General features: G+C 55.2%; 19 protein-coding genes and 1 tRNA gene. 2 read left to right on the top strand and 18 right to left on the bottom strand.

The genetic code is table 11. The features are described from left to right. Positions 1 to 4: 4 nt before the first annotated feature. Positions 5 to 1,681, bottom strand: coding sequence for a cytochrome-c oxidase, cbb3-type subunit I (ccoN, locus tag MWU38_RS03950; protein ID WP_247270527.1), 1,677 nt, complete (start codon positions 1,679 to 1,681; stop codon positions 5 to 7). A 186-nt stretch (positions 1,682 to 1,867) separates the two neighbouring features. Beyond that, the gene (locus MWU38_RS03945) at positions 1,868 to 2,566 is read right to left on the bottom strand and encodes a Crp/Fnr family transcriptional regulator (RefSeq protein ID WP_247270526.1); all 699 of its coding nucleotides are present in this window, start codon (positions 2,564 to 2,566) and stop codon (positions 1,868 to 1,870) included. 326 nt (positions 2,567 to 2,892) lie between these two features. Between MWU38_RS03945 and MWU38_RS03940 the strand changes: the two genes are divergently transcribed. After that, the gene (locus tag MWU38_RS03940) at positions 2,893 to 3,564 is read left to right on the top strand and encodes an OmpW family outer membrane protein (protein WP_247270525.1); all 672 of its coding nucleotides are present in this window, start codon (positions 2,893 to 2,895) and stop codon (positions 3,562 to 3,564) included. Between the two features lie 51 nt (positions 3,565 to 3,615). Beyond that, positions 3,616 to 4,386 carry a DUF2189 domain-containing protein gene (locus tag MWU38_RS03935; protein ID WP_247270524.1) on the top strand — a complete coding sequence of 257 codons (771 nt, stop codon included), beginning with the start codon at positions 3,616 to 3,618 and terminating at the stop codon, positions 4,384 to 4,386. A gap of 30 nt (positions 4,387 to 4,416) precedes the next feature. On the opposite strand, the gene MWU38_RS03930 is transcribed toward MWU38_RS03935, so the two are convergent. The 16 genes from MWU38_RS03930 to MWU38_RS03855 all read right to left on the bottom strand — a co-directional run bounded on the left by MWU38_RS03930 (position 4,417) and on the right by MWU38_RS03855 (position 21,952). Beyond that, complete coding sequence (locus MWU38_RS03930) at positions 4,417 to 5,157, bottom strand: sigma-70 family RNA polymerase sigma factor (protein WP_247270523.1); 741 nt, start codon at positions 5,155 to 5,157, stop codon at positions 4,417 to 4,419. Positions 5,158 to 5,489: 332 nt separating this feature from the next. Then, entirely contained in the window at positions 5,490 to 5,987 is a 498-nt protein-coding gene (locus tag MWU38_RS03925; RefSeq protein ID WP_247270522.1) for a DUF892 family protein, read from the bottom strand. A gap of 85 nt (positions 5,988 to 6,072) precedes the next feature. After that, positions 6,073 to 6,228 carry a DUF1328 domain-containing protein gene (locus MWU38_RS03920; protein WP_247270521.1) on the bottom strand — a complete coding sequence of 52 codons (156 nt, stop codon included), beginning with the start codon at positions 6,226 to 6,228 and terminating at the stop codon, positions 6,073 to 6,075. 190 nt (positions 6,229 to 6,418) lie between these two features. Further along, complete coding sequence (locus tag MWU38_RS03915; protein ID WP_247270520.1) at positions 6,419 to 8,392, bottom strand: hypothetical protein; 1,974 nt, start codon at positions 8,390 to 8,392, stop codon at positions 6,419 to 6,421. 98 nt (positions 8,393 to 8,490) lie between these two features. Beyond that, positions 8,491 to 9,990, bottom strand: coding sequence for a serine protease (locus MWU38_RS03910; protein WP_247270519.1), 1,500 nt, complete (start codon positions 9,988 to 9,990; stop codon positions 8,491 to 8,493). Next, positions 9,968 to 10,225 carry a hypothetical protein gene (locus MWU38_RS03905; RefSeq protein ID WP_247270518.1) on the bottom strand — a complete coding sequence of 86 codons (258 nt, stop codon included), beginning with the start codon at positions 10,223 to 10,225 and terminating at the stop codon, positions 9,968 to 9,970. The genes MWU38_RS03910 and MWU38_RS03905 overlap by 23 nt, the downstream gene beginning before the upstream one ends. A gap of 21 nt (positions 10,226 to 10,246) precedes the next feature. Then, a complete protein-coding gene (locus MWU38_RS03900) occupies positions 10,247 to 12,196 on the bottom strand; it encodes a TIR domain-containing protein (protein WP_247270517.1) in 1,950 nt (649 codons plus the stop codon). Between the two features lie 744 nt (positions 12,197 to 12,940). Further along, on the bottom strand, positions 12,941 to 14,191 hold the full coding sequence (locus tag MWU38_RS03895) for an LlaJI family restriction endonuclease (protein WP_247270516.1): 1,251 nt from the start codon (positions 14,189 to 14,191) through the stop codon (positions 12,941 to 12,943). Between the two features lie 29 nt (positions 14,192 to 14,220). Beyond that, positions 14,221 to 15,654: an AAA family ATPase gene (locus MWU38_RS03890; RefSeq protein WP_247270515.1), complete on the bottom strand. Its 1,434-nt coding sequence runs from the start codon at positions 15,652 to 15,654 to the stop codon at positions 14,221 to 14,223. 97 nt (positions 15,655 to 15,751) lie between these two features. After that, a complete protein-coding gene (gene vsr / locus MWU38_RS03885) occupies positions 15,752 to 16,204 on the bottom strand; it encodes a DNA mismatch endonuclease Vsr (RefSeq protein ID WP_281494511.1) in 453 nt (150 codons plus the stop codon). After that, complete coding sequence (dcm, locus tag MWU38_RS03880) at positions 16,201 to 17,451, bottom strand: DNA (cytosine-5-)-methyltransferase (RefSeq protein ID WP_247270514.1); 1,251 nt, start codon at positions 17,449 to 17,451, stop codon at positions 16,201 to 16,203. Before dcm ends, vsr begins: the two co-directional genes overlap by 4 nt. Positions 17,452 to 17,553: 102 nt before the next feature. Beyond that, entirely contained in the window at positions 17,554 to 18,642 is a 1,089-nt protein-coding gene (locus MWU38_RS03875) for a site-specific integrase (RefSeq protein ID WP_247270513.1), read from the bottom strand. A gap of 487 nt (positions 18,643 to 19,129) precedes the next feature. After that, complete coding sequence (locus tag MWU38_RS03870) at positions 19,130 to 19,297, bottom strand: helix-turn-helix domain-containing protein (protein WP_247270512.1); 168 nt, start codon at positions 19,295 to 19,297, stop codon at positions 19,130 to 19,132. A gap of 120 nt (positions 19,298 to 19,417) precedes the next feature. Beyond that, positions 19,418 to 20,377, bottom strand: a complete 960-nt coding sequence (locus tag MWU38_RS03865; protein ID WP_247270511.1) for a hypothetical protein — start codon at positions 20,375 to 20,377, stop codon at positions 19,418 to 19,420. A 73-nt stretch (positions 20,378 to 20,450) separates the two neighbouring features. Next, complete coding sequence (locus tag MWU38_RS03860) at positions 20,451 to 21,680, bottom strand: integrase arm-type DNA-binding domain-containing protein (RefSeq protein WP_247270510.1); 1,230 nt, start codon at positions 21,678 to 21,680, stop codon at positions 20,451 to 20,453. A 185-nt stretch (positions 21,681 to 21,865) separates the two neighbouring features. After that, a tRNA-Leu gene (locus MWU38_RS03855) sits at positions 21,866 to 21,952 on the bottom strand. Positions 21,953 to 22,018: the final 66 nt, after the last annotated feature.

Below are 22,018 nucleotides of genomic sequence, written 5' to 3'. Positions count from 1 at the left end.
CTCCTTATTCTGCTGGTTCGGCTTGAGGTCGGGCGCCATGCGGTGGCAGCGGACGATCCGCTTCTTCGTCATATTCCATGTCGCTCATCGGGGCTTCGGCGCGCTGGTATCCAGCGATCGTCATCCAGATGTTGTAGGACATGATGACCGCACCCGAGAGGTAGAGAAGGCCGCCAGCAGCGCGCATCAGATACATCGGGTGAAGCGCTGCGACGCTGTCGACGAAGCTGTTCACCAGATATCCGTCCGCGCCATATTCGCGCCACATCAACCCTTGCGTGATCCCGGCGACCCACATGCTGGCGGCGTAAAGAACGATGCCAAGGGTCGCGAGCCAGAAGTGCCAATTGATCATGCGAAGCGAATAGAGACGCTCTTTCTTCCAGAGCTTGGGCACGAGGAAGTAGACACAGGCAAAGGTAATCATGCCATTCCATCCAAGCGCGCCGGAGTGCACGTGGCCAATCGTCCAGTCGGTGTAGTGCGAGAGCGAGTTCACCGCCTTGATCGACAGCATCGGCCCTTCGAAAGTGCTCATGCCGTAGAAGGCGAGCGCCATGACCATCATGCGGATAATCGGGTCGGTGCGGATTTTGTCCCATGCGCCATTGAGCGTCATCAGGCCGTTGATCATCCCGCCCCAGCTCGGCATCCACAGCATGATCGAAAACACCATGCCAAGGGTCTGCGCCCAGTCGGGAAGCGCGGTGTAGTGGAGGTGGTGAGGACCCGCCCAGATATACAGGAAGATCAGCGACCAGAAGTGGATGATCGACAAACGGTAAGAGTAAACCGGACGGTTCGCCTGCTTGGGGACGAAGTAATACATCATCGCCAGGAAGCCTGCGGTCAGGAAGAAGCCCACCGCATTGTGGCCATACCACCACTGCGTCAGAGCATCCTGGACGCCCGCAAAGGCAGAATAGCTGCGCGATCCCAGAAGACTGACCGGCATGGAGAGGTTGTTCACCACGTGCAGCATCGCCACCGTGATGATGAAGGCGAGATAGAACCAGTTAGCAACGTAGATGTGCGGCTCTTTACGCTTCAGAAGCGTGCCCACAAACACAGCCAGATAGGCGACCCAGACAATGGTGAGCCACAAATCGACATACCATTCGGGTTCGGCATATTCTTTCGATTGCGTAACGCCGAGCAAGTATCCGGTCGCCGCCAGCACGATGAAAAGCTGATAACCCCAGAATACAAAGCGGGCGAGGCCAGGCAGCGCCAGCGTCGTGCGGCAAGTGCGCTGAACGACGTAGAAGCTGGTCGCGATCAATGCGTTTCCGCCAAAGGCAAAAATGACCGCCGAAGTGTGCAGCGGGCGAACCCGGCCAAAGTTCAAGTAGGGTTCAAAATTCAACCAGGGAAAAGCTAGCTGCGCTGCGATAAACACGCCAGCAAGCAGGCCAGCAAGGCCCCAGAACATCGTTGCAATGACACCCCAGCGCACAACATCGTCGTCGTATCGTTCAGGTCCGGAGGGCATTCTGAAAATGCTTTGCGCTTTGGCAAGCGGGTCGAACGCGCCGAGCGTTGCCACCATCATGATGACAAGCACAAGGCCGATAATACCCATATGAACGGCAAAGCCGGTGTCCTGTGCACCAGCGATAGCCGCAATTACAGCGAGTAGGGTGAGCGCGTAGAGGCCCAGCCGACTAAGGACAGCTTCCATGTTGTTGATCCCTTGTTGATCTGATGATCTTTTGGTGAAGCCGAAGGTCCGCGTATTTGACTCAAATCAAACTGGGGCGGATGCGAGGCATTTTTGTTCAGGCCAGCCCTTGTGAATTCAGACCGGCTGGATGGAGCAAATGGCCGGACTGGGCTCGATGATTTGCATCAACTTCCAAAAATCCGTTCAGGCGGCTTCCTGTATGTGTCCCGCTCGCGATTTGAGTGCGGCAACATCGCGCAGCAGCACTTGCGACCGGCCCGGTGTTTCAATCACATTGGCGCTGCGCAGTTCGGTCAACTGGCGACTGACGGTCTCGATGGTGAGTCCAAGGCTATCGGCGATGTCGCGGCGCGACATGGGCAGGACGATCGCAATGCCGTCATGCGTTTTGGTCCCGATCCGGTCAGCCATAGAGAGAATGAAGCCGGCAATGCGCTCTCCTGCGGTTTTGCGTCCGAGCGCGATGGTCTTTTCCCGGCATCTCGCAAGCGCTTTCAATGCGCGCTCGAGCATGTCGTAAACGAGCACCGTCTCTTCACCGGCCAACTGGAAAAATTCGTTTGCCGGAAAGTAGATAAGCTCGCAGTCTTCGAGCGCGATCAGCGAATATGAGTGCGCCGCTTTTGCTGGCACGGAAACCAGATCCCCGTCGAAGTTGAAAGCGACGATTTGTTCGCGCCCTTGCGAGGCCTGCGCCACAAGCTTGGTGCTCCCGCGCGCTACAAAAATAATCTGGTCGAGCCCCGCACCTTGAAAGGGTGCATCGCCTTCGCGCGCGCTCGCATAGCGGGCGACGGATTGAAATTTGAGATGGATCGCATCTGAGATGTCGAGCGGCAGAACCCCTGTGGCAAAGCGCTCGAACAAGTCTGGGAAAGTCATGGCCTGATGCCCTCGATATCAGTCGTGCTGGCAAAATCCGCCAACATTGCACCATGACTTTTGAGGTGAGTTTGTGCGCCTCACATTGATCTGAATCAATGCTGTCGAATTTGTGCAGCTTTATTCGGGTCCTCAACAGCAAACATCCTGGGCCGCGATGGGTGGCCACTGCTGTTGATGGGAACGAGGCGACAGAGAATTCAGCGGAATTGCAGGCGGCTTAGGCCTTTCGGCAGTCCACCTGGCTGACGATCCCGAAGCGCAATTGAGTAGTTTGCAGGACCAGCCCCCTTCCTAATTTTCAAGCTTAATCAGGGATTTGATAAATGAAGAGAGTACTTTTTGGCGCCGCAACAGTTGCAATGGCGTGTGTAAGCTCACCTGCTCTGGCACAAGAAGCCGGCGATTTTCAGGTTAAAGTGGTGGGCACGCTCGTTGCGCCGGATGGCGGCATCGAGGACGTCGTGACCGATGCGGTTGGCTTGCCCGCGGGCACCGATACCGCGGCCAATGACAACTTCGTGCCGACTATCGCGATTGAGTATTTCGTCTCTGAAAACTTCTCGATCGAAACCATCGCAGGCACCACCCAGCACGATGTCGATGCTGTTTCGGGCCTACCGGCTGGCACCGAGGTCGTCTCAAACGCGCTGCTTCTGCCAGCAACCGTTACCGCCAAGGCGCATTTCGATCTGGGCGGGGTGAAGCCTTACGTAGGGGCAGGTGGCGCCTACTTTATCTGGCTGCAGGACAAACCTGGCGCAGGCATTGTGCCGCTGGGCGCGACCGACGCCGATCTTTCAAACGAATTTGGCCTCGTGCTGCAAGCCGGCGTCGATATTCCGGTGAACGATAGCGGGCTTGGGATCACTTTCGATGCAAAGCGTTATTTCATCGATACGACGCTTCAGGTGAGCGCGGGCAATACGGTGGTGCTTGAAACCGACCACAAGCTGGACCCGTGGGTTGTCAGCGCGGGTGTATCCTACCGCTTTTGATGAGCGCCCACTTGAGATGACAAGCTCGCAGCGGGGTAGGGAGAGCGGCATATGGCCAAAGTCAGCCAATCGGACGGAGCATTGCTTCATGGCAAAAGCGGCCTGACGACCGCTGATTTGCGGGCGGCGCTGCGTTTGGGGTGGGCTGATTTTCTGGCCAAGCCGCAATATGGGCTCTTTTTTGGAGGACTTTTTGCAGCCTCCGGAATAGTTCTCACCTATCTCCTGCTTGCACGCGGCGAGGTGTCGTGGCTGATCCCGGCCGCAGCGGGCTTTCCGCTTCTTGCTCCGTTCACGGCGGTTGGCCTCTACGAGGTCAGTCGCCGGAAGGAGCAGGCCATCCCCATTGGCTGGAAAGCGGTTCTTGGCGCGATACGAACGCGCAACGACGACCAAATTCTCAGCTTGGGTGTACTCATTTTCGTAGGCTTTGGATTCTGGGTGATTATCGCTCACCTGATCTTTTCGATCTTCCTCGTCGAAGCAGGGGCGGGGTCTGAATCGCTAGGCTTTCTGCTCACTGGCGCAGGGCTTGCAATGATGGGTGTCGGAAGCATTTTCGGCGCGATTATCGCGCTAGGCTTTTTCGCCACTACCGTTTTCAGCCTTCCCATGCTTGTCGATCGGGAGGTGGATGTCCTCACGGCGATATTCACAAGTCTTGCTGTTGTCAGGTCAAACTTCGCAGTGTTGCTGGTCTGGGCTTCGTGCATCGGCGCGCTGCTTTTTATAGCAATGATCCCTGCGTTTCTTGGCCTGTTTATTGCTCTGCCCGTGCTGGGCCATGCAACATGGCATCTGTATAGGGGCGCCATGCTATAAATTGCTAGCGGCCCCGACTTTTCCATCGGTTCAGGCAGGCGAAGCCTGATCCAGATTGAGCACGTCTTCGATGTTTCCACCTTCTTCGACCGTTTTGACCGCAGCAACGAAGGTTTCTGCGATGTTTGTCGCATCTTCAGTATCGGCCAGCGGCATTTTAACCCGGCCACTTTCAAAGATATCGCCCAAAGTAGTACGAGCGCGTGAAACCCGGCTCTTCACTGTGCCTGGCGCGCACCCGAGAATTTCTGCTGCCTCGTCATAGGTAAGATCTCCTGGGCCCACCAAGAGCGCGGCTTCCAGTTGATCTGTCGGCAATTCGGACATTGCCCGCTGCAAGTCAGCGAGATTGAACGTGGTCGTTTGCGATGCCGGCGCGGACAGCATTTGTTCGGCGGCCTGTTCATCATAGTCAGGTACGAACTTTTTGCCCCTGCGCAGCTGGTTGATCCAGGTGTTGCGCAAAATGGTGAAAGCCCAGCTCAAAAACTTGCTGCCTGGCTTGAACTGCTCGCGAGCCTGCCAGGCTTTAAGCAGGGTCTCTTGCACAAGGTCTTCTGCCATGTCTTCGCGCCCACAAAGGCGAAGCGCAAACTTCCTCAAGGGATCTTGTGCTGACACCATCTGGCGTTTGAAAGCCCGCGTGGAAACGGGTTTGCGTTTGGCTGGTTTAAGATCAGCCTTCGACCAGGAGTGACGTTGCCGGTCGGTGGACTTCACCTCTTTTTCAAGCAGGGCCTCGCTGTGAGAGGCCGAAACAGCGCTCTTCATAAGGGGGTGAGACTCTGCATTGGAATTGAGGCTAGGCGTCATTGAAATCTCGCTGTTCACAGTTGTAAGAACTGCAAGATACAGCGCTCGAGAACGAAGTTTGTTCCGAGAAGTTTGATGCTCGGCTTGCGAATTTTTCGAAGCAAAGTCGCATTGGCCGCTGCGATGGCACGCTTGCCCCCCCTACATCACGAAGCGTTGGCGGTAGGTTGTACCCGGCAAAAAGCCCTGCCTCCATCAGTGTGGAGCAGGGCTTTGAGAAATCGAATTGTTTCGACAAGCCGCAGCGCCAAGCCATAACCCGGCATCGCAGCTAAGATCGGTTTGCCGGTTTATGCAGCTGCCGCCTTGTTGACTTCGCCTGTGGCGATGCGCGTCATACGTTGGTCACCACCATAGGTTTCGTCGAGACATTCCTGCAGACGCTTTGCTTCGTCCTGAAGTCCAAGACGACCGGCAAAGGCTACCAAGCAGCCCCAACCCGCAATCGCGTAGTGTGCCATTCGCTGATACTGGGTGATAATCATTGCATCGCGTGCGTCATCGTCAGTGAACTCGGCGTCAAGCGCGTGGGCCTTCGCTTCTTTGACAAGGCCTTCCATGCCTTTGCAGAACTCGTCGGTTGGTTCGGCGTTGTGCGAACGAGCGATATCGGTCGCAACACCCATGCCCGAAACAATACCGCTCGAGCCTGCTTTGAGTGCGTCTTTCAATTCCTGATTGGTCGCTGCCTCGGCAAGCTTGTCGGTCATGCTCTTGCTCTGCGAACAGGCACTGTAGAGGTCCTGAAGTTGGTCGATGTAAACGTCTTTGAGTGTGGCGATTGCCATGGTGATCTCCTTTTAACTGGGTAGGTTGTCCCGACCGCGTGGATTGACGATACGCGGTTGATCGCGTTCGCGACCGGGACGCGGATTATGCAGCGCGGCGCAAAAAGCTCACGACTGCGAGAATAAGAAAAACAACGAAGAGAATGTAAGCGATATTGGTCGCTGCACCGGCCAGGCCACCAAAGCCGAGAACGGCTGCTATGATTGCCAAAACGATGAATGCGATTGCCCAGTTAAGCATGTGTAATCTCCTGCGTTGTCGATACTTTGCTTAGGGGCGGGCACGACGATCGTTCCAAATGAATTTCGCAGATCTATGTAGTCGGGCCAGTTCGCAAATCGCATCGAGGCGTGCCCTGGCGCGCGTGGTTTCGCAAAGCGCAAGCGATCAGTTTCCGTGATTTTTCGAGGAGAAGGATCGGCCCAGTTTTTCAGGCCGGAACGGTCAGGATCTTGCTGCTGAAGACCGACTGCCAGCTTTGAATTTCGTCGAAAACAATCTGATCGGTTGCGCGGGCAATATCGGCAACCTTATCGTATGTGACCGCGCCTTGCGCAGTGGCCAGCAAGATGTCGATCCGTGCCGCTACAACGTCAAGCTTTGCCTGCGTCACTGCCGAAATTTCTGCAAAGCGTTCAAAATCGCCAAAGTAGCGCATGCCCGCAAGCGCGCCGCCGAGCGTCGGCAATGCAACTGCGAGGACGGTAAACCATTTTGCCGTGCCGGTTACCAGCGCCGCACTCACCCAGCCCAACTGGCTTGCCGCGGTAAGGACAAGAAAGGTCGCAACAACAAATATCGCACCTGCAAACAGGCGTTCTGACAAGTGGTCGAGCCCGTGATGAACGCGCTCGAGAAATTGCGATTTGTCATGATGGTAGCGACGCTGGGCATCTATATGGTGATCGCGAAGTGCGCCGAGGGCTCTTCTCAGATAATCTTCGTCGACGCGCGCCTCGGGCAAGCTGACTTCGCGTGAGACACTCCGGGCAAGTCTTTCGGGCCATGACGTGCCCATGGTTTGTGGCCATTCGCCTTTGGACCGGGCAACGCCCAAGCTTGCCAGGATCGGATTGTGACGCAGATATTCAGCAGCGCGCCGGGTCTCGAACCAGCGGCTGTGCAATTCGCGCTTGCGTCCGATTGAGGTGTTCAACACAATCGCGAGAAGAAGAGCCAGCTCGGCTGCGGCAAACATCCATTTTTGCTCAGGGTCGACCAGGGGCAGGTAAAGCACGCCGACAATGATCGCAGCGGCGCCCAGAAGAAAATTGATGATCATGCCTGAACGGTGACGGTCGGAAAAATGCGAGGCTATCCCATCGAGCCAGATGTGCCGCTGCAAAATCAGCGAGCTAACCTTTTGTGAGAACCGTTTATTTTCGGGTGTGAATGATGCGATCGCTGTGATGACCGATTTGCCGCTTCCGTTTGCGACCTCGGCGGGTTGTTCATAATTCTGCCGAATAGAGCCGAGCTTGCGCGCAAATTTGCGCTCCCCAAAAAGCGCCTCGACGCGCCGGAAAGCGTGGGCTGAAAGGCTGCTTTTTTCCCGCAGTTTCAGGCTGCCGAGCATTGCGCTTGTCTTGGTATCGAAACCAGCTGAAGCCTGCGCGACCAAGCGGTCCAGACGGGCGGTCACAGCATCACTTTGCTTAATTTTCGAGGTCCCGAACAGTTCTTCGGGAGTGGTGAGGAGGTTCCAGGCATCCGGGCTCATCGGGTCAATCCAGATCACGGGCACTCCGCGTTCCAGAGCGCTCAGGGCGGTGTGCCCGGTCCCACCGATATTGGCGGTCGATTGCCCATCCCAAACGGCGATGAGGACATCGGCTTGCTCAATCAGGATTTGCCCCGCAAGCGCAGCGCGCAGCGCGGTGGCGGTGGCAAATGCGTTCTGAGCAGTCTGGCTCCCCGGATCATCAACAGCTTCGAGAAGAAGTCGTTCGATCTTTGCGTCATCATCGGCCAATTCGAACAGCGCACTTTGCTCGGCAAGTTTTTCGATTGTTGCGATCTTCTGCGCTATTTCAGGATGGGATGGAACATTGCCCGAAAGTATCGAGCGAAGGATCGTCGGGTCTGATGAACCTGAATTGATGGCGGCATTGAGCCTTCGGCCAAAGGGGAGGGGGACGGTTAGCTCCCACTCCCTTTCAATTGCCAGTTTCGCGGCCAGGTGATCCGTCCCATCCGACAGCAGCGTGAGCAACCTGCCTTTTGGATCAGCACCCCCTATATTGGCGAGATTGGTTTCGATCCGATCAGTGATTGCGCGCAGGACGTCGATGAGGTCGCCAGGATCATCGGGGAAAGAGGCGTGCGCTTCGCGGTGTCCGGTGACGCCTACCGAAAATCTCGAAACCGGTAATGACAGGGCCTGCGGACCAGCGGATCGTTTCACTTCACTTGAAATCGCAACGTCCCCCTACCTTGCAACTACCCGACGCTATCCATGCCAGCGACCGAGCACAACCGGAAAGCCATTTCGGGCAAAAGCTCTTATCGAAAGCGATGCTTGCGATTTTGCCTGAGGCGCGGGGCAGCGGCCTTTGCCCGGTCGATCCAGTCGCGGTAATATCCGACATCGGTGAAAATCGAAGGCGTGCCTGTCAGCCCGCACCCTGCGCTGCCCGAGACGAGGCCGACCAGGACTTCGGATCGTGGATTGACCAGAGGACCTCCACTATCACCGCGGCAACTGTCGATGCCCCGCGGTGAACCAACGCAAATTTGTCCCGGATACAATTGTATCTGTCTGCGCCTGAAGTGGCGGTTGTTCTTGCACAGAGAGATTTTCTGGACCCAAACGTCGCCCTTGAGAAGCGTGGGTTGGGCAGCGGCCTGTCGCTGACCGTCCAAGGCAAAGATCGCGTTCGAACTGGAGGCAGGGCGGTTAAACCCCCAACCGCTCAGCAATAGCGGAACACGACCAGAGGGTTGTGCTGGTGCTCTTGCCGGTCTGACCGATCGGAGATTGCGTCGAAACCCAGTTGGCACTTTTTCAAGTTGGATGAGAGCGATATCGTTCTGCAGGGTCTCGCCTTTGAAATCAGCATGAACCAGCACATTCCTGATTTTGTAAAGGTTGCGTTGGCCGTCGATTTTTACCGAGCCCAGATGGATGCGTCGGCCAGCAAAAAACCGTGTGTCCGCCAGTTCGCCGATACAATGCGCAGCGGTCAGAACAAATTTCGCACCGAGATAAACGCCGCCGCAGGTATGGTTGATTTCCCAATCCATCAGCTCGCGCCCGAACCGTTCGACCTGCCTTGCGCGCGCGCTCTGCCCCTTGTGCGCACGGGTGCTTGCGCCGTGAAGCGAAAATTGAACCTGCCAGGGGATTTCTCCATCATTGGCAAGCTTCCCATGGCTGACATATTCGCTGCTTGTATTGAAAAAAGTCTGCTTGAACCTGTTCTCAGCTTCGCTGCAATAGCGCACCGCAAAGGCATCAGCGTCAACGCCGGATCCGATTAGATCTCCGTCCTGCGGATATTCGCAGGGATTTTCCGCCTCGGACCCCAGCAGCATATCGCGTGCGTTCGCATAGCTTTCGCTGCGAACCAGCAGCGGGATTGCTTCCCAACGGTCATAGTCGCGTTCCTTGAGCAGTTCCGTGACAAAGGTCAGCTGTTCGTCGCTATAGCCGCCCAGCAAGCGCAAAGTCTTGATCGCTGTGGGCGTGTCCGTGTTTGTCAGGAGATGAGCGAACATTCCCAGTTCGCCCGCATCAAGGCGCTCTATTACCCGTGCCAGAGCGAGGCGATCATAGGCATCGAGCCCAGCATAAAAACTATCAAAAGCCCCTGTTTCCTCAGGGTAAAGCTCTGCGACAATGCGGTGATAGCTTTCGCCGGCTGAGAGCGTGGATTGGGCTTGGGCGGTGGGTGCAAGGGCGAGCGATGCCCATATGGCGAGCCAGACGAAAAGGCCCGAAAAACGAAATCTTCCGGGCCTGTTCGCTTTGTGAAAGTGATCAGTCGTGGACGGGGTTGCCATCTTGATCGACGCCGGTGGAAACGTCGCCTTCGCCCTCAGCCTCGCTGGCTTCTTGCGTCATCTCGCCGTCCATCATTTCGCCATCCATGGCCGCATCTGCTTCGGCGCCAGTTTCTTCAACCTCTTCCATCGCTTCTTCAGCCGCATTGTCGCCTTCGTTTTCTGCGGGCGGTGTGCAGGCCGCGACACCAAATGCCAAAGCAATTGCTGACCCGATTGCAAATTGTTTTCTCATGTAATCCCCCTGTTTGCTTGCTCACTCAAATCCGAGCCTCTTTTGTATAGCCACAAAGGTGGCATCGTGTCGAATTGGGTCAAGGTTTTGATCTGAGCGCGACAGAACCAGCCCGGCATCACCGGCATCCAACGCGCGCTCTAATGTGGCGATGGCCTCTTGTGCCTGCCCCCACTGCGCCTGAACCTGCGCCTGCTGGTAGAGGCTGTTGTCGCCAAATGCGTCAACCATCTCGGCGAATGCCTGATCGGCGGCTGCGCGGTTGCCCTCCTGTGCCTCGAGGATTGCCAGACTTGGCAAGCGAGACAGCGTGCTTGGCTCAACCGCGTAAAGCTCTCGCGCATCGTCAAGCCGCCCCTCATATCGGGCAATATCTCCCAAAATCCGGTTGGCGATGCTGATCCCTTCAGTGAGCGACAATGCCCGTCGCGCCGCAGCCGCCGCTGCGGGGTAATCACGCGCCGCGAACTCCAGAAACGAGTCTGCCCGAAACACACCTGCATTGAGTGGATCAAGCCGTTCCGCGCGTGCAATCGCCGCGCGTCCGTCATCAAATTCGCCAATATATGACGCGAAAAAGGTGTAGCCAGTGAGAATATCGGCGTTGCCATAGCCGAGTTCGAAACTGCGCTCATAAGGCCGTTTCGCCGAAGCGAGGTCAAGCTTGCCATTGGCGAGCACCGAACCCAGCGAATCGTAGCCCTGCGCCAAATCAGGCTCCAGCTCGATTGACCGTCGCGCTGCCTCCATCGCCCTTTCGTAATACGATGCGAGCGTCTCGCCGCTCGCATAGCGATTGCCAAGCGCCGTCAGGACACGTGCACGATATGCGTGAGCTGCGGCATATTGCGGGTCGAGAGCAATGGCATCATCCAGAGCGGCGAGGGCTGCTTCGTCTGTCGCCTGATTGGAGCTGATCTGTTGGTAAAGCGCTGTCCCGCGAAGATAGTGGTTGAGCGCCTCTGGATTGTCGGTGCCTCCGATCCTTTCGGTTCCCGCAATCTCGCCTGAAGAAAAGCTGGCGAGCAAGGAATCCACCACCAGCGTGGCGATCTCGCTTTGCACCGAAAGGACATTGTCGATCTGGCCCGAGAAGACATCCGACCAGACATCAAGGTCGCTCGTCCCGTCTATCAGCCGCGCTGCCACTCGCAGTTCATCGCCCTCGCTCCTGACACTGCCCTCAAGCACATGTTGAACGCCGAGCGCGGACGCAATCTCGCCAGCGGTAGCGTCGCTTTCCTTGAATTTATCAGACGAGGTCTGGGCCGCTACGGCAAGTTGGCGATGGCGGCTGAGAATTGCGCGCAATTCCTCTGACAATCCGGCGGACAGGTAGTCGGTCCCGGGGCCTCCGGTAAGGTCCTCAAAGGTCATCACCGCCACGCTGCCGGGCGTTCCTGAGCCGCTCACCAGTCCGCTTCGCCACAAGGCAACCCCGGCCCCGGCAGCGAGAAACCCTCCTCCAGCAAGAAAAATGGCATTGCGGCGTGATAATCCGGTGGTCGATGAAGATACACCGGCGCTGCCGAAGTTGAGATCCGTCCCCGCCTTATCTTCGACCTTGTCGAGTGCCGCTGTAACCTCGGCAAAGCGCGAGCGTTTTGCAGGGTCGCCGCTTCCCGACAGGTCGATATACTGGATCTGTCGAAACCCAAGCGGTGGCTCGGTCCCGTCGAGCGAGACCGACACCATCCGCCCACGGTCGCGCCCTCGCGTGGCCTCATCGCGCACCCAATGCGAGTTGATCGAGGTCCTGGTCCAAACAACGAGCACCACATCGCTTGTTTCAAGCGCGGTCTCGGTTACTTGCGAAAAACGGTCGCCGCCTTCGAGGAGACCGTCCCACCATACCGAATGCCCCCTATCGCAAAGCGCGGTAATGACAGGAAGAACGCGGTCGCGATCGCTTCGCGAATAGCTGACGAAGATCGATGCCCGGGCATCCGCAATGGAATTGTCGCCGCTCACATATCCCCCCAAGGTGAGGCGTTGAACGGACCGAACGCATGCCGCCTTGCGAGCAAGCTTCGGACAATCGAACTGAAACGCACGATACCTCTGGTGGGAGCCTAGGCCAAACAATCACCGGGAGGCAAGTTTGGTTCACTGGTCAGGCTGTCAGGTAGAGAAAGTTGAGCTGGCTCCGGAACGTATCCGCTTCCAAAGTCTCAGCTCACTTGGCTGCAAAAGAAGACGATTGTTGGACAGGTGGATATTTCGATATCTGCATCAGATCATCACAGTCAGGCAGAGGCAGCGGATGTGCACCTGATCCAAAGCGTTCGTACAACGATTAGCTGAACGCTCTTGTCCAGCCAAATGGTGGTGGGTAGCGCCCCATCTTGTCTGACCATTTCCACCTCTTTTCCCGCGGCTTCGCGGCGTAAACAGCTTCGCATGTTAGAGGCCTTGGAGGCGAAGCTTTCACGCTAGATCGGTATAAATTGCCCAACATCGGATTGAGACGCCCCTACATTGGTCCCAGTCGTCGGCGAACTTTGACGAACGCCAGCGGCTAGAAGCTAACCATTCTGCGCAAATTGCCGGGGTTTTTGCAACCGTCAGCGAATTGTGATGAATGTGTAGATGGTGCCAGAAGAGGACTCGATTACGTAAGATAGATACTTGATTTGAAATCATTAAATTTTCTATTCAAAATTCAATGCCCCCAATAAAGCCCCCAAATCGGATATACTTATGTGCGAGAATTGGTCACGAAATAGCAGGTGCTCCGGCCGACAACAGGCCGTCAAGCCAGCCGGAACCATCGATCTTCCTGCGCTCGGCATATGCCTCGATAATTTCTGCCGTTGAAACATATAGGCAATCAACAGGCTTGAACCGGCGTGCCTTCGTCGGATCTTGATCTGTGATCTCAACCCTTTGGAATGGGCCCGCTCCAGTCTCCCGCGCGGGAAATATGAATGCGTTCTTTGGAGGGGGAGTTCCCTCGCCCTGAATGCTCTCAAAAGCCATCTGGTACATTATCTGCTTCGAGACATCGGGCATTCCAGGCGAAACGTTGCTGCTAGTAGCCTTGTAGTATTTCGCATCCAATATGCAGAAATGACCCGTTCTGCGCAGGACGATGTCAATCTCCATCCGCCCACCCTCATGACGGCTTCCATTGCTTTGATAGTAGTATGCTCTGGGAAGCTTTGAATTCCACCCTTCGTCGACATTGGGGAGGGCCTTGCGCAGCATCTCTTCCCACATCGTCGAGAAATCGGAGATGCCGCAAATAGTCTGACCAGCTCCCCTACCAGCCTTGCTTTCCAGATAGTCGATCAAGAGATGTACTAGTCGCACCGCGCGTTGCTCGAATAGCATTCTCAGGGTCAGCCTAAGGAACTTGATCCATTTTGATCTCGCTAGCCCTCTGGCGGCCCCTCTTTTTGGCGGCTTCCTGTTGCCGAAGTAGCTGGCTATCCACCAACCGTGGTTCTTGTCTATTTCGGCTAAGACCTCGGACTGGATCATGGCTATCAAGTTCGAAGTCTCGGCGGACAGTTTTGTAGTCTTGAGATCGAGAAAGATCGGTGTTCCGTCATCCATCGGGTAAACGATCGATCTTTTGACCGTCCTTGCCCAATCCGGCTTACCGTCGGCAGAAGTCTGGATTCGCTTTCTTTGAGAGAACAAACCATTTTCCCGATAATCCGTTGCGAGTTCCGCAAGCAAAGCCGCGTGATTTGGTCCCTCGCTACTGCGGCCTTCTCCGGGTCGCGAGTATTCTCGTGCGAAACGCACAATGGCCCGCATCAGCTTTTCCGCGAAACGGTCTTGACCAGCGGAGCTTTCGGAAACACCGTGAGGTAGGAACACCGTAGAGTTGTCTGAATCGACATGCGCTATTCCGACCCAAGCGACCGTTTCCCGACTGTTTTCCATTACGGCCGCTTTTCTTCGACTGAGATTCTCTGCGACCTCCGGATACTCGGCGAAAAGAACGGCCTTTGGCACTCGGTCGGGTAGGAACCTGATTGCCAATGTCAGGCCTCCGTGGTCGCGACCTCGGACGCCTCGCCTTCTGCCTTCGCTTGCTCGGCGAGATTAGCCAGAAAGCCATCCGAGAAGATTGCTGCGCCTTTCTCAACCTTTGCATGAAGGTCGCCGTAGGTCTTGATCCCCGAACGGAATAGCTCCTCACGTCCGCCATGACGGAGAAGGTCGTCCCAAAGATAAATCAGTAGCTTTCCCGGCAGCTGACCATTTGCGAGTTCGGACTCTCCCACAAACCGTGGGGCAACCAGCCGGTCTTCCTCTATATCGAGACGATCCGTCAGAATTGCGTTGAGACCCCTGACAAACTCTCCCCACGGCAGATCGAGGTTGGTACTTCCGTCATGAATCTTTATTACCGCCCCGTAGTCATCTTCGTACCGTATCGGGAGATATAACTGCTCCCATCGCCGTCTAAAGGCTGTATCCAGCGGGAACACGCCCTGATCGGCAGAATTCATCGTCGCTAGTATCCAGAGATTGCTTGGAATTGATAACTTGTCATGATCGAGGCCGGTCTCGGCGTTGAACCAGTCTCGGAATTCAGGCGAAGGGAAATCCACTTCGTAACAGCTGCTTCCGTCATCTTCACGGTCAAGCAGCTGGAAAAGCTCTCCGAACACCGAAGCGGCTGCAGCGCGGTTAAGTTCTTCAATAACGAGAAAGATCTTTTCGCTCGGCTGGCTCCAAGCCATCGTTGTTGCGGCAGCGAAGGGACCGGGCTGAAAGGAGTAGGTGATGGCATCGCCATCGGAACGTGGCTTTAGGGTGCCGACAAAATCACTATTCTGAAGGTCAGCGTGGAAAACAGTGACTTTGGCATGCTTCTTATTTTCAATTCGGTTCCAGACCGAGTAGCTTTTGCCAGTCCCAGGCGCTCCGTAAAACAGGACATTGCTGCCACCTGTCATACGATCGGGATTGTAGGGAGACGGTTCCGCGTCACCAATAGAGCCTGATATTTTTGAACTTTCCTCGGACAACTCGATAATCGCTTCGAGTGCTTTCTCGTAGTCTTCCTTCGTTAATGCATGCAGCCACCTCGACGAGGTGTAGGGATCATCATGCCTCGCGGCGTAGGCAACTGCATTGATTAGATGCAGGAAGCCTCGGCGCTGAACCTCAGCAAGGTCCTTGTGCGCGCCCTCGGAAAAGTTCGATTTTGAAAAGTCGTTTAGAGTTACGTCTGGATTGATCGAGTTCTGGTTTAGTTTCTTTCCAGTCCACTCATCCCAGTTGGTCAGGATGTCTTGGAATGCCGCAGCAAGATCCGCGTTTGAGATCTTGAAATATTTGCCCGATGTGCTGCGAAAGCCCCAAGTAGTTTCAAAGCTCTCAGCATAGAGGCGATAGGATTGCCCTGCGAAGCTTTTGCTAACGCGCTCTGGAAGCTCGGCGACAGCATTGTCTGATTCTTGTTGCAAGCGGACCCCACTTAATCTTGGCGATTCTCATCAATTGGATTTGAGAAAATGCCGCCAATAAATAGATTCCACAACGGCTTTTATCGCTTGGCGGGTATCAAGACCTGATATGTGTCAATGGAGCCGGATTCCTAATAGCACCTACAAGAACTGAAGTCAGCGCGTCGGGTGATAGCCTGTGCTTCTTGGCTACAGCACATTCCCACACCACCACGACGGACCAGCCGATCTGTTGGAGCTCGTCCCATTTTGCTCGATCCCGCAGCCGGTTCTTGCTGATTTTATCTTGCCAGAAAGATGTGTTTGAACTGGGCAGCTTGAATAGGTTGCAGTCTTGGTGGCCATGCCAAAAACAGCCGTTTACGAAAATGGCAACTTTGTATCGAGGAAGCACAATATCTGGTCGCCCAGGAAGGTCTTTACGGTGCAAGCGAAAACGGAAGCCCTGACTATGCAAGAACCTCCTGACCACCAGCTCTGGTTTGGTGTCCTTCCCCCGAATACCGGACATCATCCGGCTTCGGGTTTCTCTATCAACTATGTCAGTCAAACGACCGGCGCACGCACCGCGAGGCTACCGCCAGCCCACTCTTTCATCCGCTTGGCGATGCTCCGAATGACTGGAACTGAGACCGAGTTTCCAAATTGCCGGTAAGCCTGCGAAGCGGAGACCGCATCGACAACGAATTCCTCGGGAAAGCCCTGAATCCTCGCGCACTCGCGGGGGGTCAGCTTCCTCGGATTTCGGCCGACGTCCGACTGGTCGATCAGGATCTCGCTGCCGTCCTTATAATAGCGCGCGCTAATGGTATTGCAGTAGGGACTTTCTGCATTGAAAACCGAGTAACCGAATCCATTCCCCTTTCTGGCATGCTCGATACGTCGCCTTTCATGCCCCTGAAGCAACCGGTCCGAGATCGTGTAATTTGCGGGGACCAAGCGGTTGTCTTCCAAAACGGAGCCAAGAGGCTGGGAAGTGACCCGACCAGGCAAGTCCGCGAAAAAGTCTTTCATGCACAAACTCGGAAATAGGCTGCGAGAGAAACCGACGAGATAGATGCGCTCTCTCTTCTGAGGCACTCCGAAGTCCTTTGCGCTCAGAACGGCAAAACCGGTTTCGTAGTCCAAAGGAATCGATAGGCTGGCGCGAGCCTCCTCCGACATGGGAATGTTGTGAGGAACGGTCGCATCCGTATTCCCGTTCAGTATGTCTAGGATAGTTTGCAGCGTCCTACCCTCGTCGTGACCTCGCAACTGTTTCACGTTTTCCAGAAGAAATGCTGCAGGCCGCTTTTCTGCCAAGATCCGCTGGATCTCGAAAAACATGGTTCCTCGTGTATCGTAAAATCCTTGTTTAAGACCTGCATTTGAGAAAGCTTGGCAGGGAAAGCCCGCGACCAGTACGTCGTGATCTGGGATCGATCCTGCGGTAATCTGCGTAATATCTCCGTTAGGAAGTTCGCCAAAGTTTGCGGCATATGTCTTCTTCGAAAACTTGTCCCATTCGGACGTAAAAACGCACTTGCCGTTCTCCTGCTGGAAACCAAGTCGAGTTCCTCCGATCCCAGCGAACAGATCGATAAATTTGAACTCACCCTCACCTTCATGCTTAAATGGCGCGATGTCAGGCAAAGTTTCAATTTGAGCCTTTCGAGCAGGTGATGGAACGTGCTCCCCCAGTTCCCATCCTCGAATAGTACGCTCGCCCCCCTGCTTTAGCCCCAGCAGTTCGGAAAACTCCTTTTGTGACAAACCGAGGTTCTCGCGCTTGATGCGCACAAGTGAGCTAAGTTCCATTCGAATACTCCTTTGGAACAGATCATGAATCTTTTGATTCGCCGGGTCAACAAGAGGATACGTCCATTTCGAGGGTTTTCCGGAATTCTATGCGCTACCGAACTAACGATGCCTTTGGAGGACAGCCTGCAGATCCCTCAAAAGCATTTCAGAACTTCCTTGGCTGGCTCTATCGCTTGCTCCAAGAATCAATTCTCCCTGCTTGTGAGCGGGCACTTTGCCGTAGCTTGTCAGCGTTGTAAGAACCTCTTCATGGCCGAGGTTTTGGCTCCAAGCCTTCATCTCCATTATGGACAAGTTCAAGCTCATTGCATGACGCACCAGCATATCGCGGAAAGAGTGCGGATTGTAGTAGGGCAAGCCAGCCGCCGCGAAGGCTTTGCGGAAGATGTCACGAATAGGTCCAGTCGAAGCCCAGCCCTTGCGGGCGAGGCCCGTCGGCTGGAACCCGCCATTCTCTCCAATGCCCATCTGAGTGGCCGGAAAGAGCGGATCAGTGGGGCCGAATAGATGCTCTTCCCTTAGCTCGCGCACCCAGTCGGACACCATTTCCAAAGCGCCATCGCAAACAGGCATAAAGTAGGTCTCAAAGGTCTTCGCAAACTTGGTACGTACCGTGCGAGCATCTTGCTTCACCACACCATTCTTAAGATCAATGTGCTCCAAGCAAAGGCTGGCAATCGCGTTGACCCGAGCGGCTGTAATTGCCGTAAGGGCCACAAGAGCCCGGTCGCGGCGCTCAATCACCGTATCGGCTGGCATGGCTGCTAACACCCGCCCCACTTGCTCCAGCGAAGGCACGCGCTTCTCACGAGGCGTGCGGGCAATCGTCTTATCTTTGTCGCTCAAATTGAAATAATCAGCGTCAGAGTAGGACAAGTGGGAGCGATAACCTGGCTCACGTGAAAGCCACTCAAAAAAGGCTTTCAGATCGCGCAAGATGGATTGAACAGTTGCTTTGCTAAGCCGCTCGCCGGTCTTGGCGTTGACCGCCTCTGTCAGCCGTTTCTTGAAGGCAACGGCTTGCTCTTTGTGAAAGCGCTTGAAGTCCTTGTATCGCGTTGAGGCTTCTAAGCGTGCTAGCGATTGTGCCACCCGGTCAATCGTGGCCACATCGCGGCCTTTAGCTTCTTTCAAAAAGGCAAAATATTCGCGCTTGATGCGCTCATTCGCAGCATTGTGTTTTGCCATGACCTAGCCCTCCTTCTTCAAGTCACAATTTAGGGAAGGAGAAGCCCGCCCACTTAGGCTTGAGGGGGCTTCCTGAAATTTGACATCACAACCCGGCATTTTGACCGCGATTTCTGCCTCGCGGATACTACGATGCATGATGCTATCACACACTTCGCAAATGCCGCGCAGGTTGCCGCTAGTCTCGCGCACGGGGAGATAATCCAGCATTCCATCAGCGGGCTTGCGAGGCTCTCGGCAGGACACACAGAAGAGCGTGCCATCAGGACAAGTACGCTTGCGGCTGGCACGGCGGCTCTTGAGAAACGAGCGGACCACTGCGCCTTGGAAAAGATATGGGCGGCAATCGTCATTCGGCTCTAAGCCTTGGCGTTGCCAATTGCGCACAGTGTTCTTGTGAACGCCTAAGCAATCAGCAAGCTCGCTCGCAGTGTAGCTGTAATGGGTCTTGACCTTATTGGGGTTGACCCGGCGCGCGGGCATATCCTTATTCCTCGCCATCCACCAAACGGCGGATCGAAGCGGTAGTCACCATGCGGCGACGCCCCATCTTGCGGGTATCCAACTTATCTTGCTTGATCAGTTCATAGATCGAACTGCGGCCAAGGTTCAGCGCCTTAGCGGCTTCATTGATCGAGACGAGGAGAGGTTCCATTCGTAGTGTCCTTGCATGGTGCCAACGAACGCCAGCGGATGCAGGGATTCATCTGTGAAAGTATCGGGATTGTCGGACGAAAAGGCCGAACTAAGGCCAATATCTGCTAGACGGTCAATTTCAGGCCTTGCAGGCTTCTTCCCAGATTTGCTTTGCATAGGGCCTCACCGTACTCTCAGAAGGCCCATTATCTCCGTCACTTAGGTGCAACATTAGTGCGCGTTCAACATCGGCTTGGACTTCTGGCTTAAGGTTACCCCGGTGTATTTCGCCGAAAACTGCCAAGCAGGCTTTTGGCCAATCATAGGTTGGTTTGCGCCCGGTCTTAGGCATCTCCTTCTTGGGCGTTAATTCTGCCGCAAGTCCCAAGTTCGCCAAGCCCGAACGATGAAAGTGCACGCCTTGGAGGACTATTTTGATCCACCTACCTTCTCGTCGGCCATCCCCCTTTATCTTGCTCAAGGTCCAGTCTTGAACGTCTCCGTCATCAATAAACTCACGCCAAAACCAAAGCGGCACATCCCAAGCCATCGACGAGTATCTTGATGAAGGGTCGAGCTTACTGGGACTTGTAGATGATTCCCCTGTCATTCTTTCGGCACGGCCTGCAAGATGTCCAAGTTGGCAGGCTTCGATAATTGCGCTGCCAGCCTTCATTGGATTGTGGTTTGCATACATCTTTTCACGAAGCTCGCGGGCGCTGATCCAATCCTTGTTAGAGGATAGGCTGATCTGGCGCATCGCGTCGGCTTGTCTGTGTGCAGGGACCAACTCAGAGATAGCGACAAAGTCGAAGCTGACGCCAAATGCTTGTTCTTCGATTTCAAAGCGGGAACGGCGCTCAAAATCGCCTTGTTCCCAGTCTTCATCTAGATCGTCGTCCAAAGGATCAGTTCGCCAGAATGCGGGTGGTATACGGTTGTTGCGGTGCTCTTCTCTTTCCCAAATAAGTGTATCCGCCTTTGCGGCAATCAATCCTGCATTAGCACGCTCGATTATTCTCTTTCGAACAGAGTATTCGTCATCGCCAAACGACGCATACTTCAATGCGAGATTTGCTTTAATCCATTCAACAGCCATGTCGCCTTGGCTAAAGTATGGGGAACATTGAACGCAAGCGAGCTTAGACGCTCAGTCCTGAACAATCCTCAGTTCATCTAGAAGTAGACCTAGTCGGAAATTCAAGGACCTCGCCACCATCTCGCAATGTATCGAGAAAATCACTCCACCATTGCGCCATCTCGACGCGCTCTTTCCAGTATGGCGAACGGTTGTAGGTTGCACGAACCGCGTTCTTGTCTTTGTGAGATAGTGCGCGTTCAATTGCGTCTGGGTTCCACCACCCAGACTCGTTTAGCAAAGAGCTGGCCGTTGTTCTGAAACCGTGGGCAGTCATCTCGCTCCCCGCGAAGCCCAGCCGCCTAAGCGCGCCGTTGATTGCGTTCTCTGACATCGGTCGCAGCTTTGTGCGAGCAGACGGAAATACGTATTCTGAGTGACTGGAGATACTTTGCATCGAACGCAAAAGCTCAACCGATTGTCTTGATAGTGGCACCGCGTGATCGTCTTGTCGTTGCTTCATTCGGCTGGCCGGAATGATCCAGATTGCGTTGTCTAAGTCCAATTCCGCCCAGCGCATCTTACGAACTTCGCTCGGACGTTGGAACAGATGAGGGGTTAGCTTAAGAGCAATCATGGTCGCTGGCTCGCCAGAGTAGCCGCCGATAGCCCTTAGAAGCTCTCCCAGCCGCGTCGCGTCAGTGATCGCAGCGAAGTGCTTCACGACCGGTGCGGCCAGCGCACCTCTTAGAGCGTGAGCAGGGTCAGCCTCGGCGCGTGCCGTGGCCACCGCGTAGCGAAACACGCGGCTGGCGAAGGAGCGCATCCGATTGGCAGTCTCTCGCTTCCCAGCATTCTCTACCTTTTTGAGCGCTTGCAGCACTTCTCGTGGAGTAATGTCGGCAATGGGAATCTTGCCAATGCTCGGGCGCAGCTGATCTAGAAACCAGCGGTTCTTTGATAAGGTTGTCGCTGCCAAGCCCTCTTTCTCACGCTTTTCGAGATATTCCTCGGCAACCGCCTCAAAACTGTTCTCAGCACCAAGTTTGGCCGCCGCCTTCTCTTCTTGCTTTCGGCGTGCCGGATCAATGCCCAGCGCGAGTTCGCTTCTAGCCTCGTCACGTAAACGCCGCGCCTCTTTGAGGCTCAAATCAGGATAGAGACCCAAGGAAAGCTTCTTCTCCTTACCCGCGAATCGAAACTTCATGTTCCACCGCTTCGAACCCTTGGGTGTGATGAGCAGGTAGAGACCCTTCTCATCTGACAGTTTCCAGTTCTTTTCCCGTGGCTTAGCGGCTCGAATAGCATTGTCCGTTAGAGGCATTGGGGGCCTTTCTCGTCAAAATCGGCATAAATTACCCTACATTTGCTTGAGAAGCCCCCACCGTGGCCCCCAAGAGCCCCCAGCTGTAGACAAGCTTTCACGAACGCCAGCGACCAGAAACTGGCCGTTATTGGCAGAATTCCGGGGTTTTTTCAACCGTCAGCGGACTGTGATGAATGAGTAAATGGTGCCCAGAAGAGGACTCGAACCTCCACGCCCTTGCGAGCGCCGCCACCTGAAGACGGTGCGTCTACCAATTCCGCCATCTGGGCACTTGGGCCGCTCAAACTTCGCGGTTTGAGCAGCAGGTAGGAGGGGGCCGATAGCGAGACATACGT

The organism is Qipengyuania sp. S6317L1, from assembly GCF_023015615.1.
GTDB lineage: Bacteria > Pseudomonadota > Alphaproteobacteria > Sphingomonadales > Sphingomonadaceae > Erythrobacter.
The sequence above is the reverse complement of the archived record's forward strand: the minus strand, read 5'-3'. Positions and strand labels throughout refer to the sequence as shown.